This is a genomic window from Corynebacterium sp. HMSC077D03 (assembly GCF_001808545.1).
Taxonomy (GTDB): Bacteria; Actinomycetota; Actinomycetes; order Mycobacteriales; family Mycobacteriaceae; genus Corynebacterium; species Corynebacterium simulans.
Map to the genome: position 1 here is coordinate 21,598 of NZ_KV793688.1, position 15,213 is coordinate 36,810.

The 15,213-nt window shown below is 59.4% G+C and carries 11 protein-coding genes; 8 read left to right on the top strand and 3 right to left on the bottom strand.

Going from position 1 to position 15,213, the window contains the following annotated elements; genetic code table 11:
• Positions 1-159 precede the first annotated feature (159 nt).
• From HMPREF2888_RS05195 to HMPREF2888_RS05220, 6 genes are all read left to right on the top strand, one after another.
• The gene (locus HMPREF2888_RS05195; RefSeq protein WP_070518462.1) at positions 160-1,773 is read left to right on the top strand and encodes an acyl-CoA carboxylase subunit beta; all 1,614 of its coding nucleotides are present in this window, start codon (positions 160-162) and stop codon (positions 1,771-1,773) included.
• Positions 1,774-1,892: 119 nt separating this feature from the next.
• Positions 1,893-3,194 (top strand): metallophosphoesterase family protein, encoded by a 1,302-nt coding sequence (locus tag HMPREF2888_RS05200; protein ID WP_070518463.1) that lies wholly within the window; start codon positions 1,893-1,895, stop codon positions 3,192-3,194.
• A gap of 80 nt (positions 3,195-3,274) precedes the next feature.
• On the top strand, positions 3,275-4,609 hold the full coding sequence (locus HMPREF2888_RS05205; protein WP_070518465.1) for a carboxyl transferase domain-containing protein: 1,335 nt from the start codon (positions 3,275-3,277) through the stop codon (positions 4,607-4,609).
• 13 nt (positions 4,610-4,622) lie between these two features.
• Positions 4,623-4,817, top strand: coding sequence for an acyl-CoA carboxylase subunit epsilon (locus tag HMPREF2888_RS05210; protein WP_061920746.1), 195 nt, complete (start codon positions 4,623-4,625; stop codon positions 4,815-4,817).
• 23 nt (positions 4,818-4,840) lie between these two features.
• Positions 4,841-5,437 (top strand): Maf family protein, encoded by a 597-nt coding sequence (locus HMPREF2888_RS05215; RefSeq protein ID WP_070518467.1) that lies wholly within the window; start codon positions 4,841-4,843, stop codon positions 5,435-5,437.
• A gap of 50 nt (positions 5,438-5,487) precedes the next feature.
• The gene (locus HMPREF2888_RS05220; protein WP_061920742.1) at positions 5,488-5,910 is read left to right on the top strand and encodes a DUF3151 domain-containing protein; all 423 of its coding nucleotides are present in this window, start codon (positions 5,488-5,490) and stop codon (positions 5,908-5,910) included.
• Between the two features lie 88 nt (positions 5,911-5,998).
• Here the strand turns inward: HMPREF2888_RS05220 and HMPREF2888_RS05225 are convergent, their stop codons facing one another.
• The gene (locus HMPREF2888_RS05225) at positions 5,999-7,081 is read right to left on the bottom strand and encodes a DUF4282 domain-containing protein (RefSeq protein ID WP_061920741.1); all 1,083 of its coding nucleotides are present in this window, start codon (positions 7,079-7,081) and stop codon (positions 5,999-6,001) included.
• Positions 7,082-7,244: 163 nt separating this feature from the next.
• The gene (locus HMPREF2888_RS05230) at positions 7,245-8,297 is read right to left on the bottom strand and encodes a Cj0069 family protein (protein ID WP_062042030.1); all 1,053 of its coding nucleotides are present in this window, start codon (positions 8,295-8,297) and stop codon (positions 7,245-7,247) included.
• A gap of 399 nt (positions 8,298-8,696) precedes the next feature.
• Here HMPREF2888_RS05230 and HMPREF2888_RS05235 point away from each other — a divergent pair, with 399 nt between their 5' ends.
• Together HMPREF2888_RS05235 and HMPREF2888_RS05240 are read left to right on the top strand one after the other, a co-directional pair.
• Complete coding sequence (locus tag HMPREF2888_RS05235) at positions 8,697-9,548, top strand: sulfurtransferase (RefSeq protein WP_070518468.1); 852 nt, start codon at positions 8,697-8,699, stop codon at positions 9,546-9,548.
• 151 nt (positions 9,549-9,699) lie between these two features.
• On the top strand, positions 9,700-11,469 hold the full coding sequence (locus HMPREF2888_RS05240) for an acetyl/propionyl/methylcrotonyl-CoA carboxylase subunit alpha (protein ID WP_070518470.1): 1,770 nt from the start codon (positions 9,700-9,702) through the stop codon (positions 11,467-11,469).
• A gap of 53 nt (positions 11,470-11,522) precedes the next feature.
• On the opposite strand, the gene HMPREF2888_RS05245 is transcribed toward HMPREF2888_RS05240, so the two are convergent.
• The gene (locus HMPREF2888_RS05245; RefSeq protein WP_070518471.1) at positions 11,523-14,954 is read right to left on the bottom strand and encodes a pyruvate carboxylase; all 3,432 of its coding nucleotides are present in this window, start codon (positions 14,952-14,954) and stop codon (positions 11,523-11,525) included.
• Between the last annotated feature and the right edge of the window lie 259 nt (positions 14,955-15,213).

Here is a 15,213-nt window from a genome sequence, read left to right on the forward strand (position 1 = left end):
CCCCAGCCCCAAACCGTAAAGTGCCTAGCTTTTCTACGAAGGAAAGCTAGGCACTTTTCTTTGCCCCACATCACTTAGCAGCACAAACTAGTTTTGTGAGGGAAATCACCTGTGTTTCGAGGTGTAAAACCACGAGGGCATTCTTTAAACTCTGAAAACATGACTATTTCCTCACATTTGACCTCCCTCGAGGATGAGCAAGCTGCCACCACTGCCGGAAAAATCGCCGAACTTAAGCGACGCCGCGAGCAAGCCGCCGCTCCGCTCGGCAAAAAGGCCTACGAGAAAGTCCACGCCGCTGGCCGTTTGACGGCGCGCGAGCGCCTTGACTACCTGCTCGATGAAGGCTCATTCGTCGAAACCGATATGCTCGCCGTGCACCGCACCTCCGATTTCGGCATGGGCGCGAAAAAACCATTAACCGACGGAATCGTTACCGGCTGGGGAACCATCGATGGCCGCGAGGTCTGCATCTTCTCCCAAGACGGCACCGTCTTCGGCGGCGCGCTCGGCGAGGTTTATGGCGAGAAGATGGTAAAAATCATGGAGCTTGCTGTAACCACCGGCCGCCCGCTCATCGGCCTTTATGAAGGTGCCGGTGCCCGCATCCAAGATGGCGCAGTCTCCCTCGACTGGATCGCGCGCACCTTCTACCAAAACGTCAAGGCCTCCGGCGTGGTCCCACAGATCTCCGTCATCATGGGCGCTTGTGCCGGTGGCAACGCCTACTCCCCTGCCTTGACTGACTTCGTCGTTATGGTCGAGGAAAAGTCCAAGATGTTCGTCACCGGCCCCGACGTCATCAAGACCGTCACCGGTGAAGAAATCACCCAGGAGGAACTCGGCGGCGCCTCCACTCACATGCAATCCGCCGGTAACTCCCATTTCACCGCCGCCACCGATGAAGAAGCCCTCGACTGGGTCCACGACCTTTTGACCTATCTCCCCTCCAATAACCGCCAGCGCGCACCTTTTGAGCCCTATGAAGAACTCGGCGATGAAACCGCCGATGACCTCATTCTCGACGAGATCATCCCTGATTCCCCTACCCAGCCCTACGACGTCAAGCACGTCATCGAAGCCATCACCGACGACGGCGAATTCCTCGAAATCCAGGCAGAACGCGCCGAAAACGTCGTCGTAGCCTTCGGCCGCGTCGAAGGCCAAACCGTCGGTTTCGTGGCCAACCAGCCGCAGGTCTTCGCTGGCTGCCTTGATATCGACTCCTCCGAGAAGGCGGCGCGCTTCGTCCGCGCCTGCGACGCCTTCAACATCCCCATCGTCATGCTCGTCGATGTCCCGGGTTTTCTGCCCGGTGCCTCCCAAGAACACGACGGCATCCTCCGCCGCGGCGCCAAGCTTCTCTACGCCTACGGCGAAGCCACCGTCCCAAAGATCACTGTCACCATGCGCAAGGCCTACGGCGGCGCTTATTGCGTGATGGGCTCCAAGGGCCTTGGTGCTGACGTCAACCTCGCGTGGCCGACCGCCCAAATCGCGGTCATGGGCGCCGCCGGCGCCATCGGCTTCATCTACCGCAAGGAGCTCAAGAAGGCCCGTGAAGAAGGCCTCGACGTCGAAGAGCTCGCCAAGTCCTTTGAACGCGAGTACGAAGACCACATGCTAAACCCCTACAAGGCGGCAGAACGCGGACTAATAGACGCAGTGCTCCTCCCTTCTGAAACCCGCAGTGCTATCACTCGGAACCTGCGCCTTTACGCTGACAAGAACGTCCCCCGTCCGGCGCGCAAGCACGGCAACGTCCCGCTCTAGATAGTTTCTCTCTATTCTCCTATTCTTCATCTGGCGGCCATTGCCCGGATACCAAAGCGCCCTAGTCTCCAACTGTATTTCAAAAATTTCTTATTTAATAAGGAGACTAGGAAAGCGCTATGTCCAAGATTAAACGCCGCAATTTCCTCTCAGGTGCCTCTCTTCTCGGGCTTGGCGCCGTAACTTCAAACCAGAGCACAGCAGCCGCGCAAGATGCTTCGTTTCCCTTGGATAGCCCCTCGCAAGACGATCAAACGCCGTCTCGGCTGGAATTCAATTCCGACGGATCCTTTAAAGTCATTCAGTTCAATGACACTCAAGATGATCACCTAACTGATAAGCGCACAATCGAGTTCATGGAGCACGTTCTCGACGCAGAAAAGCCAGGGTTTGTGCTTATCAACGGCGATGTCATTTCCGCCGGCCCAACCACCCCAAAGCAGGTCTACCAAGCCATCAATAACGTGGTCCTGCCAATGGAAAGCCGTGGTATCCCCTGGGCCGTTACCTTTGGTAACCACGACGAAGATTCCGCAGAGGAGGGCGGCACTGGCGTGCGCCACCAGCACATGACGCAGTTCGTGCGTTCCTACCGCCACAACCGAAATGCGCCTGCCTCGTCCGGCGGCTATGGTGCTTCGAATACGCATCTTGTGCTTTACGACGCCGCGACTGCTCGCTTCAGCTTTTGGCTTCTCGATTCTGGCCGCTATCACCCGGAGACCATCGGTGGACAAGATGCAGCAGATCTGCCGGCCTATGATTACATTCACCCAGAGCAGATTGCGTGGTACGCACAGCAGTCGGATGCGCTGGCCGCGGCGACAGGTTCTCAGGTCGAAGGGCTTATGTTCTTCCATATTCCTACCTATGAGCACCGCGACATGTGGTTCGGCGGCCGGCTCAAGAACGGTCTGCTTGACCACGCGAAAGCGGTAGAGAAGCATGGAATCAAAGGAGAAAAGAACGAAGACTGCTATGTAGGCGCCTTCAATTCTGGTATTTATGCCGCGGCCCAGGCCCGTGGCGACATTCGCGGAATCTACTGCGGCCACGACCACATCAACACCTACATGGGCAACTATTACGGCATCGAATTGGGCTACGGCCCGGGCACCGGTTTCGGGGCCTACGGTCTCCGCGACGGCACATTAGCGCAGCACTCACTGCGTGGCGCACGCGTGTTTGAGTTTTCCGCCAATGCTGAGTCTGTCTATACCGGCACCCGAGTAATCTTCGCCAAAGACATTGGAATGGACATGGCCCCTGCCAAGCAGCCGCTTAAAGAACCAGCGGCGCTTCCGGAATACGTGAAGCTTCCGGAAGTCGATGATGCTTCCGGTTCCCCAGGCGAACCTGAAGAAAACGGATCTTCGCATTCTTCGTGGGGGCTTTCTAGCCTAAGCTCGAGTTCGTCCTAGCACTGGGCGCCATATGATTTCACGCCATGCGTTCACCGCGAGGTGAGCGTATGGCGCCCAAGCTTGTAGACTGCATATCTATGACTGACATGAAGACCACCGCTGGCAAGATTGAGGACCTGAGCAATAAACTCACCGAGTCCCGAGCGCCACAGGGCGAGGTCCCTGCCGCACGTAGCGCGATTACCGCGTTATTCGATGCCGGCTCCTTCGTCGAAACCGACGCACTGGCGCGTCACCGCTCCACCGACTTCGGCCGCGAGTATGACCGCCCTTATACCGACGGCGTTATCACCGGCTATGGCACGGTAGGCGGCCGCAAGGTATGTGCTTATGCACAGGACGCAACCATCTTTGACGGCACCATGGGCGAGGTTTACGGCGAGAAGATCACCAAGCTTTATGACCTTGCCATTAAGACCGGCGTTCCTATCGTAGCCATGGTCGCCGGAGACAAGCCCCGTGCCCAGGAAGGCATCGTTTCCTCCGCAATGCAGGCTCGCATCCTGGCCCGCGCCACCACGGCATCTGGCCTTATCCCGCAGGTCACCGCGGTCTACGCCGATTCCAAGGATGCTTCGCTGGTCGCCGCGCTTGCCGACGTCACCATTGCCCCCGACGGCCATCTCAACGCCAGCTCCGAAGCCAATGAGATCGCCTTGATCCAGCAGGTTTTGAGCTATCTGCCGGCGAATAACCGCGCTGAGGCCCCGCGCACGGATGCCCCGCTCATGGTGGGCTCCGTCGAAGAAAATATGTCTGCGGACGACGAAGCCCTCAACAGCATCGTCAGCGATTCCGGCGAAGTTGACCTGCACGCAGTCGTCGAAGCTGTCTGCGACGATGTCTTCGAGCTCGAAGCTAAAGTTGAAGGCGTCTTTACCGGCTTCGGCCGCGTCGAGGGCCGCACCGTGGGCATCATCGCCAACCGCGCAACTTTCGACGCCGCGGCCTCCGCCAAGGCGGCACGTTTTGTCCGCCTCTGCGATGCCTTCAATACGCCAATCCTCGAATTCGTGGATGCTCCTGCCCTGCAGCTTGAAACCGCAGCGCTGGCGAAGTTCGTGCATGCCTACTCCGCAGCGAGCGTCGGCAAGCTCAGCATCATCGTGGGCCGCGCGCACGGTACCGGCTACATCGCTTTCGGCTCCAAGGACCTGGGCGCAGACTTGTCCTACGCCTGGCCGACCGCCGAAATCGCAGTTGCCGACGCCGCCGCATTGGCCCAGGAGCTCGAGATTTCTGAGGAAGAAGCAGCCGAGTACCTAAGCCCGTATCAGGCAGCCGAGCGCGGCCTAGTGGATGCGGTTATCACTCCCGCCGCGACCCGCGCTTCCATCATCGAAGCACTGCGTCTTCTGGAACGTAAAATTGTCCCTACTTTGCCGAAGAAGCACGGCAACATCGTCTTGTAATAAGGAGAACACCATGACTGCTCCCCTGATTAAGGTCCTCAAGGGTAACCCCTCTGACGAAGAAGTCGCAGCGCTTTCCGCAGTTTTGACCCAGCTGGATGCCGATGCCCGCGCCAAGGCCGCAGATACCCGCGCCACCCGCGATCTCTGGGGCCAGCCGGGACAGACCTATAACCCGTCCGCGTTCCGTAACGTGCGCTACTACTAAGCGCCAAGGTTGAAGCCGAAATCATGCGAATTGTCCTCGCTTCTCAATCCCCGTCCCGCGCCTCCATCTTGCGCGGGGCCGGGGTTGAGCCCGTTTTAGCCCCAGCACACGTCGACGAAAGGGCCATCGAGGCGTCGCTAAGCAGCGCCCCGCCTGCCGACGTCGTCGCAGCCCTTGCCACCGCAAAGGCCGAAAAGGTAGCGCCCGATTACCCCGCAGACGTTGTCATCGGCGGCGACTCAATGCTGCTTTTGGATGGCCAGCTGCAAGGCAAGCCGCACACCGAGCAGGCCACCGTGGAGCGCTGGCGTGCCCAAGCCGGCCACTGCGCCGAGCTGTTAACCGGTCACTGCATCATCCATGGCGAAGAGCGCCACGTGGAGACCTCCCGCACCAAAGTCTTCTTTGCATCTGCCACCGAGCGTGACATCGCCGCCTATGCGGCAACGGGCGAGCCCTTGGAATGCGCCGGCGCCTTCACCTTAGAGGCTCTCGGCGGCTGGTTCATTGACCGCATCGAGGGCGATCCCTCCTCCGTCATCGGGCTTTCCCTGCCGGTAGTCCGGCGCGCGCTATATTCCTTTAATCTGCACGTCTCGGACTTCTGGAACGCGGCTTAGATTCCCTAGCCATCTGCACCACCAAGCGGATTAGCGGTAGGGTTGCGGGCATGGAAATGAAAGACATGCTAGCCCCTGCCCCTATTGAGTTACCTGCCGATCCAGGCGCGGATTCCGTTTCCGACCTGCAGGCCGGAATCGTCGCACACCCTAATTCCCCACTGCTGTGGGCGCTGCTGGCGGAGCAGGAGCTAACCCGCCTGCGCGAGGACGAGGCCCTGCCGATTGCCTATATCACCGCTTATGCCTACGCACGCACGGGCTACCACCGCAGCCTCGACCGCCTGCGTGGCAACGGCTGGAAGGGCTGGGGCCCAGTTCCTTATGCCCACGAGCCGAACCAGGGCGTTCTGCGCGCCATCGCGGCTCTCGCGCACGCTGCACAGGCAATCGGTGAGCAAGACGAGTACGACCGCCTCCGCCAGATGCTTTCCGACGCCGACCCAGACTGCGTAGCCCGCCTCCTCGACTAAATCGAATAGCTAAAACTTAAAAAGCCTCGGTCTCGGCTCTTGAAAAGAGCACATGAGACCGAGGCTTTTTAGCTGGCAGATGAAGGGCTTACTTATCCGCTTCTGCCAGTTCGACGAGCTTCTTGGTGTTCTCCGTGGTCTGGATGTTGGAGACGAAGAACTCAAGCACGAGGCGAACCTGAATGAGGTAAATCAGCAGACCCAGGGTGCCGAAGATGAGGTGGCCCAGGATCATCATTGCAGCCATGCCACCGCCAGCAGAGGACGAGCCTGCAAGATCGCCCATGATGCCGGTTAAGGAGCCGCCCGTGACGGCCACGATGAGGCCACCGATCCAGGACAGAACACCGACCACAACTGCGATCACGTAGATGATGGATGCAAACTTCACGGTGATGAAGCTGGAGAACTTGAAGTCAAACAGGGACTTAAAGAAGTTATCCTTCGGCGCCTGCGGGTACTGGTTGAAGCCCTGCATCTGTGGGTTGTAGCCCGGCTGGCCTGGCTGGCCCTGTGGCTGGAAGCCACCGAAGCCCTGCTGGTTCTGCTGGCCCGGCTGACCCTGTGGCTGGAAGCCGCCAAAGCCCTGCTGGTTCTGCTGGCCTGGCTGGTTCTGTGGCTGGCCCTGCGGCTGGAACTGCTGGTTGAAGCCGCCCTGGTTGAAGTTGCCGGCCGGCGGAACTGGCTGACCAAAGCTGGACTGGCCAAAACCATTGCCCGCGTTGCTGTTGCCTGTGTTGTTCACGCCGTTTGCGCTACCTGCGCTATCAGCGCTGTGGGAGCCCAATGCAGAGCTTGCGGGCTCGGCGGAAGCGCTGGCAGCCTGAGCGTTCTCAGAGCCAAAGCCCTGGGCATAGTCGGAGCTGTTGTAGGAGGCCCGGTTGAAGTCGGACTGGCCGAAATCAGAGGAAGTCTCACCGAAGTTCACGGTTTCTTCGCTGCCGGTGCTGTGCGCGCCGCCGAAGCTCGATGCCTCGGAGGAATCAGAAGCGCCGAAGGAAGAAGCACCGAAATCGGACTGGCCAAAGTCAGACTTGCCAAAATCAGAGTTTCCAAAATCGGAGTTGCCGAAGTCGGAATTACCGAAGGAAGAGGAGCTCATTGCGTCCTCAGCAGCGTGCTGTGGATTCTGGTCGGAGTTGTTTTCTCCGAACTTGTCTGGGTTGGTCATATGAGAGACGTTCCTTTCAATTTATTAAGTACGCACAAAAGAAACTACAACACGCTGCACGATTCGGCAGCCCAATGGGAAATACTCCCTTTATAAGGGGCATATAAAAACCCTGCTTCCACCACCTTCGGGGAAACAGGGTTTGCAAAAGTAAGAGGAGACCTTAAGCGCGCTTTGCCTCAACTCGCTTGATGGCTTCAGCAGCAACCTTCTGCTGAATGCCCATGTCGAGCTCGGAAGTAAAGCCCACGCAGGAGCAGTTGATCTCGCCAAGGACGTAGGTGTCCTCGCCATTCTCGCCGTCGGCAAGCATGAAATCAGCAGTCCAGATCAGCGGGATGTTGTCACCGCCAAGCTTTTCTGCAATGACCGGACGAACCTCGGCAAACATGTCTACAAGTTCCTGCCAAGCTTCGGGCTTGTCATAGGTGTACTTAGCGCCGGAAAACAGTGTGGCGGAGAAGTTGTCGCCGCCTTCAGCCGGCTTCTTGTGCACCACGAAGACTGGGTCAGGGCCGACTAGGAGGATACGGATTTCTCCCTCGACGATGCGCGGCATGAAGCGCATATCAACGAGCATGCCGTTGTCACCGATAATGTACTGGTCACAGAAATCCATGAACTCGCCGAGCTCGCGAACCTCGGTGTGGTTATCCACTGCCTCGGTGCACTTAAGCTTGGTCTCTAGCGGCAGTGCGGTGCCAGGTTCTACCTCAAGGGACTTGTCCTCGAGCTGGACACGCCAGATGCCTTCGCCCGTCGAACCACGGTTTTGCTTCAGCACGCGCTCGCCGTAAGACAGCGAGGTGGGGAAAGTGTCGTGGAATGATTCAACGTCGTAATATGCCGCGGTATCGGAAGGTACAAGCTCAGTGTCATTGAGCTTGACCAATGCATCCTTAGCACCGTAGGCCATCATCTCATACGGAGTGGACATGCCAACCAGGCCAGCTTCAGAAAGCTTGGTCAGCAGATCGAAGTAGCCTTTCTCGCCGCCTGGGATATTACCCGGGTTCACGCGGGAGATATAAGCGTCGAAGTTTTCGGTGACGTACTCGAAGATGCGCTCAGACCACTCTGGACGGAAGAAGACGACCTCAGAGTGCCAGCCTGCGTCCTTGATGGACTCGACGATGGGCATGGTGTCCTTGCGGTGGCCGTTGAGCTGCTTGTCAGATCCGCCCTCGACCTCGAAGACGACGATTGCCTTGTGCACAGCAATTCCCTTTCGTTTGGGGGTTGTGGGTGATGGTCCGGTACGCCAGCGGCTTTCTATGGACGCTTCGTGTTTTAGACAGTATTTAAGCGATTCAAGCGATTTACGAAGCGTTTTTGTACCGCACCACACCTTAAAAATAACGCAGGTTTGCACCTCCTCGCTGGGTTGTTAACCCCGCATTAACCCCGGTACGTTTTCGCCGCTCAAGACACATTTTAGGCACCTGACCTGCAGGCTTGTTATAACCAGTAATTGTGAGGCACGGCAATCGGCAAGAAAATGTATGCAACGCCACAATGTTTAGTCCAAGGTGATCAATTTAAGAGCTTAAGCGTTAGAGTTGTTGTGCTTAGAGAGATCTCTTTCATAAACCCCATTTAGAAAGGAAACCGGACCGTGGCCGAGTTCGATCCACATCCCCCATTCCAGGAATATGCGCACCCAGAGCGCCTCGTTTCCGCACCTTGGCTCTCCGCTAGGCTCGGCACCAAGGGCCTGCGCGTTATCGAAGTAGACGAGGATTCCCTCCTCTACGACATCGGACACGTCCCGACCGCCTCGCGCATTAATTTCCAGACCGAGCTGCTCGATCCCCTCACACGCGACGTCGTCGATGCAGCCTCCTTCTCCCAGCTCATGCGAGACAAGGGCATTAAGCGCGAAGACACCGTTATTATCTACGGCGACAAAGCCAATTGGTGGGCGGCCTACGCCCTGTGGGTTTTTGAACTTTATGGACACCCTGACGTCCGCCTGCTCGACGGCGGCCGCGACGCGTGGGTTACCGAAGAGCGCGATACCTCTTTCATGGTTCCAGACTTCCCAGAGTCCGATTACCCAGAGGTAGAGCGGGACGACGCCACCTTCCGTGTCTTCGTAGACCAGATGCGCGAAACCGCAGCAAAGCTCGTCGATACCCGCACGCCTGAGGAGTACGGCGGCGAGCCTTCCAACGGCGAGTCCGCTTATGGCACCACCATGCGCCACGGACACATTCCGGGCGCCGCCAACTTGGAGTGGGATCGCTCCGTTTACCCGAATGGCTGCTTCCGCACGCTTTCTGAGCTCAGCGTCAACTATGGCAACCTCGAGCCAGAAACCGAGACCATCCTCTACTCCCATGTTGGCGCGCAGGCCGCCCACACGTGGTTCGTACTGACCTTCCTGCTGGGATTCAAGTCCACGAAGGTCTACGACGGTTCGTGGGCCGAGTGGGGAAACATGGTTCGCATGCCAATCGAGAAGTAACCTCTCCGTTCAACACGCCGATTTACTCCCGTATCCTTGCTGGTGCGGGAGTATTTTTGAGAGCAAAACCGGAACTTGACGGTTTTCTCATGTTTTTGTGTGCAAGAATAGTGGACAGTCCAATACAATTTTTATCAGGAGGGTTCCTGCCGTGGCAGTTGAAACCAAGAAGATCACCAAGGTGTTGATTGCTAACCGTGGTGAGATTGCAGTCCGCGTCATCCGTGCCGCGCGCGACGCTGGCATCGCCTCCGTCGCCGTTTATGCAGAGCCAGACGCCGACGCACCATTTGTTGCGCTTGCCGACGAAGCCTTCGCCCTAGGTGGGCAAAACTCCGCCGAGTCCTACCTTGTCTTCGACAAGATTCTCGACGCCGCCGCCAAGTCCGGCGCAGACGCCATCCACCCAGGCTATGGCTTCCTGTCTGAAAACGCCGACTTCGCGCAAGCGGTCATCGACGCCGGACTTATCTGGATCGGCCCTTCCCCACAGTCCATCCGCGACTTGGGCGACAAGGTCACCGCTCGCCACATTGCAGAGCGTGCCGACGCCCCGATGGCGCCGGGCACTCCAGACCCGGTTAAGGATGCAGCCGAGGTAGAAGCCTTCGCCGACGAACACGGCCTGCCAATTGCCATCAAGGCCGCCTTCGGTGGCGGCGGCCGCGGCATGAAGGTCGCCTACGAGCGTGACGAAGTAGCAGAGCTCTTCGAGTCCGCTACCCGCGAGGCCACCGCCGCATTCGGCCGCGGCGAGTGCTTTGTCGAGCGCTATCTCGACAAGGCTCGCCACGTCGAGGCACAGGTACTGGCTGACCAGCACGGCAACGTAGTCGTCGTCGGCACCCGCGATTGCTCCCTGCAACGTCGCTTCCAAAAGCTAGTGGAGGAAGCCCCTGCGCCGTTCTTGAGCGATGAGCAGCGCACCGCCATCCATGAGTCGGCCAAGCGCATTTGCCGCGAGGCTGGCTACTTTGGCGCTGGCACCGTCGAGTACTTGGTCGGCTCCGATGGACTGATCTCCTTCCTCGAGGTCAACACCCGCCTGCAGGTGGAACACCCAGTCTCTGAGGAAACCACCGGCCTAGACCTGGTGCGCGAGCAGTTCAACATTGCAGAGGGCGGCGAACTTTCTATCACCAAGGATCCCACCCCGCGCGGGCATGCTTTCGAGTTCCGCATCAACGGCGAGGACGCCGCAGCAGGCTTTATGCCAGCACCGGGCACCATCGTTTCCTACAGCGAACCTTCCGGCCCAGGCGTCCGCGTGGATTCCGGCGTGCGCGAGAACACCGTCATCGGCGGCCAGTTCGACTCCATGCTGGCCAAGCTCATCGTCTGGGGTCCAGACCGCGAGACCGCGCTGCAGCGTGCACGCCGCGCCCTGGCTGAGTACACCGTCGAGGGCCTTCCGACCGTCATTCCTTTCCACCAGGCCATCGTCAACGACCCTGCGTTTAGCGCCGAGAACGGTTCCTTCGATGTCTACACCAAATGGATTGAGGAAGAGTGGGTGGGCGAGCTGCCTGCCTACGTCGACGTTGAAACCCCAGAGGAAGAGGAGGCAGCAGCCTCCCAGAAGTTCGTCGTCGAAGTCGGCGGTCGCCGCATCGAGGTAGCACTCCCAGGCAATCTCCTGCTGGGCGGCGGCGCACCCCGCAAGAAGTCCAAGAAGCGCCGCGGCTCTGGTTCCAAGACCGCCGCGTCTGGCGACGCCGTCGTGGCACCGATGCAGGGCACCGTCATCAAGGTTGGCGTCGAAGAAGGCCAGGAAGTCGCAGAAGGCGACGTCGTGCTCATCCTCGAAGCTATGAAGATGGAAAACCCAGTCAAGGCCCACAAGGCCGGCACCGTCACTGGCCTCAGCGTCGAGCAGGGCGCTCAGGTCAACAAGGGCGCAGTGATGCTCGAGATTAAGTAGCCAATAAGAAAATCGCTCCGAATACAGCGCGTATTCGGAGCGATTTTTGTGTTTTAGTCGATGACGACGATCAAATCTCCGCCCTCGACCTTGGTGGCCTTACCAATAGCCACGCGCTCGATCTTGCCGTCCTTGGTAGCGGAGATGGAAGCTTCCATCTTCATCGCTTCGATGACGGCCACCTGATCTCCCGCCTTGACCTCGTCTCCGGCTTGAACGGTGACGTTAACGACGCCCGCAAACGGCGCCGCCACGTGCCCATCGTTGGAAGGATCTGCCTTTTCCACCGTGGCCACGGTGGACTCGACGTTGTTGTCGCGCACCTTCATCGGGCGAATCTGGCCATTGACGTTGAAGACCACATTGCGTAGACCCTTCTCGTCCGGCTCGCCGATGGCGTCAAGGCGCAAAGTGATCGTCTTCAGATCCGCGCGGTCATTAGAGCCATCCGGGAAGTAATGCACGATGTACTCGTTGCCCTCTTCGAGGCCATACAGGAACACGGTGTCGGTCAGCGCCTCCGTGTTGCCATAAGTGCGGCGGAACTCGTTGAACTCCTCGAACTGCTTCGGGAAAAGCAGGCGGTTAAGGCTAGCGCGGCGCTCGCTGGAATCGGCAGAAGCTAGGTGCGCCTTTTCCTCTTCTGGGATCGGTTTGACCGAGACGTCGCCAGGCGTGCGGCCTTCTAGCACCTTGTCGCGCAGCGGCGGCCAGCCGCCCGGAGGGGTACCGAGCTCGCCGCGGAGGAACGCGATGACGGAATCCGGGATGTCGTACTTGGTCGGGTCGGCCTCGAAGTCTGCTGGGTCAACGCCCGCACCCACGAGGTGCAGCGCGAGATCGCCGACGACCTTCGAGGACGGAGTGACCTTGGTCGGACGGCCAAGCATCTCATTGACGGCGGCATAGGTGTCCTCGATGACCTCGAAACGGTCCTCCAAGCCCAAGGCCGTGGCCTGCGCGCGCAGGTTGGACAGCTGTCCACCGGGGATCTCGTGGTGGTACACGCGGCCAGTAGGTCCCGGGATGCCTTTTTCAAACGGACGGTAGAGCTGGCGCACGGCCTCCCAGTACGGCTCCATGTCAGAGACCGACTGCAAGTCGATGCCGGTATCGCGCGAGGAGTTGGAGAAGGCCGCGATGATGGCAGAAAGCGAAGGCTGCGAGGTAGTGCCGGCCAGCGGCGCAGAGGCACCATCGATGATGTCTGCGCCCGACAGCGCCGCCGCGAAGTAGGTGGCCAGTTGGCCTCCCGCGGTGTCGTGGGTGTGCACGTGAATCGGCAGATCGAATTCCTTGCGCAGCGCCATGACGAGCTTGGAAGCGGACTCCGGACGCAGCAGGCCAGCCATGTCCTTAATGGCCAGCACGTGTGCACCGGTGTTCACGATTTCCTCGGCCAGCTTCAGGTAGTAATCCAGCGTGTAGAGCTTTTCCTGCGGCGAACACATATCGCCCGAATATGCCATCGCAACCTCGGCCACGGTGGTGTTAGTCTCCAGCACGGCATCGATGGCAGGACGCATTTGTGTGACGTCGTTAAGCGCGTCAAAGATACGGAAGACATCGACGCCGGACTTCGCTGCCTCTTGCACGAAGGCGTTGCACACGTCGTTTGCATACGGAGAGTAGCCCACGGTGTTGCGACCGCGCAGCAGCATCTGGATGTTCTGGTTCGGCATAGCCTCACGCAGCAGGTCCAGGCGGACCCACGGGTCCTCCTTGAGGAAGCGCATGGCCACGTCGTAGGTGGCACCGCCCCATGCCTCCACGGAGTACAGCTCCGGGGTCATGCGAGCGACGGCCTCTGCAGCGGTAACCAAGTCGGTACCGCGCACGCGGGTGGCCAGCAGGGACTGGTGGGCGTCACGGAAGGTGGTATCGGTGACCGCCAGGGCGTCCTGCTTGCGGATCTTTTCTGCCCACTTCTTCGGGCCGAGCTCCAGCAACTCATCGCGGGAACCGCGTGGCAGCTCGGAGTTAAAGTCCAGATCCGGCAGCTTATCGAAGGGACGCAGGGTGGTCGGGCGCTCGCCATTCGGCTTGTTGACGGTCACGTCAGCGATGTAATCGATGATACGACCCGACTCATCGACGGCCGGCGGAGCCTTGAGCAAATCCGGGTGCTCCGGGATGAAGCTGGTGTCCACGCGGGTGTTGACGAAGTCAGGCTCGCGTAGCAGGGCGCGCAGGAAGCCGATGTTGGTGGCCACGCCGGCCACGGTGAACTCGTTGAGCGCGCGCTGCGCACGGGCTACGGCCTGCTCGAAAGTGGCGCCACGGCAGGTCATCTTCACCAGCAGGGAGTCGAAGTTCGGGGAGATCTCTGCGCCGACCGCCGTTGCACCGTCGAGACGCACGCCCGCACCGCCCGGCGAACGGTACTGGGTCAGCGTACCGGTATCCGGACGGAAACCGTTGGAAGGATCCTCAGTGGTGATACGGCACTGCAGGGCCGCGCCGGTGATGTGGATGTCCTCCTGCTTGAGGCCCAGCTCCTCGAGGGAGAATCCCGCGGCAATCTGCATCTGGGACTTCACGATGTCCACGCCCGTGACCTCCTCGGTCACGGTGTGCTCGACCTGCACGCGCGGGTTCATCTCGATGAAGACGTGGTTACCCTTCTCATCCACGAGGAACTCAACCGTGCCGGCGCCCTCGTAATTGATGTGCTCGCAGAACCTCACGGCGTCCGCACAGATGCGGTCACGCAGCTCCGGATCCAGGGTCGGCGCCGGGGCAATCTCCACGACCTTCTGGTGGCGGCGCTGCACGGAGCAGTCGCGCTCGTACAGGTGCATGACGTTGCCCTGGGAGTCAGCCAGAATCTGCACCTCAATGTGCTGCGGGCGAATCACCGCGGTCTCAAGGTAGACGTGGCCGTCACCGAAGGCGGCCTCTGCCTCGCGGGATGCCTCTGCGCATTTGGTCTTGACTTCCGCCTCGTTCTCGATGAAACGCATGCCGCGGCCGCCACCGCCGGCAACTGCCTTTACGAAGACGGGGAACTCAAAGTCCTTGGAGTATTCCGCCAGCTCGTCGACGTCCGTCGAGGGCTTCGAGTCCTTCAGAGTCGGCAGACCCGCCTCCTCGGCCGCAGCCACTGCGGCAGCCTTGTCGCCGGTCAGGTCCAGGGTCTCAGCGGTGGGGCCGATGAACTTAATGCCGTTGTCGCGGCATGCGCGGGCCAGATCGGCACGCTCCGAAAGGAAGCCATAGCCTGGGTAAATGGCATCCGCACCGGACTTCTTGGCGGCGCGAATCACCTCATTGATGTCCAGGTAAGCCTTGACCGGCTGGCCTTCGGTACCAATGCGCACTGCCTCATTAGCGAACGCACGGTGGAAGGAGTTGCGGTCTTCCTTGGGGTAAATGGCGACCGTCTTGGCACCAACCTCGAAGGCCGCGCGGAAAGCACGCACGGCAATTTCGCCGCGGTTTGCCACCAAGACCTTGGAGAAGGATTTGTGGGCGGTATCAGACACTGGGAGTAATCCTTTCAGATAAGCACGATACAGATCTCAGAGTAGTGCCCTTCGTACTCACGTGAGGCAAAATTCGACATATAGCTCAACAGAAATTGTTCAGTTTCTCACTAAACTCACCATGCATACCTCTAAACACCCCAACCCATATCGTTTTAGAATCAAAGCGGGCGGAAACTACCCCTCTGCCGCAAAGATATAAACCTCGTGACATACATTCTTCAGGGTTGCTATACTTCGATAAAGTTAACAAACCAAC

Coding starts and splice junctions, on each gene's coding strand:
- HMPREF2888_RS05215 (WP_070518467.1), top strand. CDS start 4,841: ATGCGAATTGTCCTCGCTTCTCAATCCCCGTCCCGCGCCTCCATCTTG.
- HMPREF2888_RS05200 (WP_070518463.1), top strand. CDS start 1,893: ATGTCCAAGATTAAACGCCGCAATTTCCTCTCAGGTGCCTCTCTTCTC.
- HMPREF2888_RS05205 (WP_070518465.1), top strand. CDS start 3,275: ATGACTGACATGAAGACCACCGCTGGCAAGATTGAGGACCTGAGCAAT.
- HMPREF2888_RS05210 (WP_061920746.1), top strand. CDS start 4,623: ATGACTGCTCCCCTGATTAAGGTCCTCAAGGGTAACCCCTCTGACGAA.
- HMPREF2888_RS05220 (WP_061920742.1), top strand. CDS start 5,488: ATGGAAATGAAAGACATGCTAGCCCCTGCCCCTATTGAGTTACCTGCC.
- HMPREF2888_RS05225 (WP_061920741.1), bottom strand. CDS start 7,081: ATGACCAACCCAGACAAGTTCGGAGAAAACAACTCCGACCAGAATCCA.
- HMPREF2888_RS05195 (WP_070518462.1), top strand. CDS start 160: ATGACTATTTCCTCACATTTGACCTCCCTCGAGGATGAGCAAGCTGCC.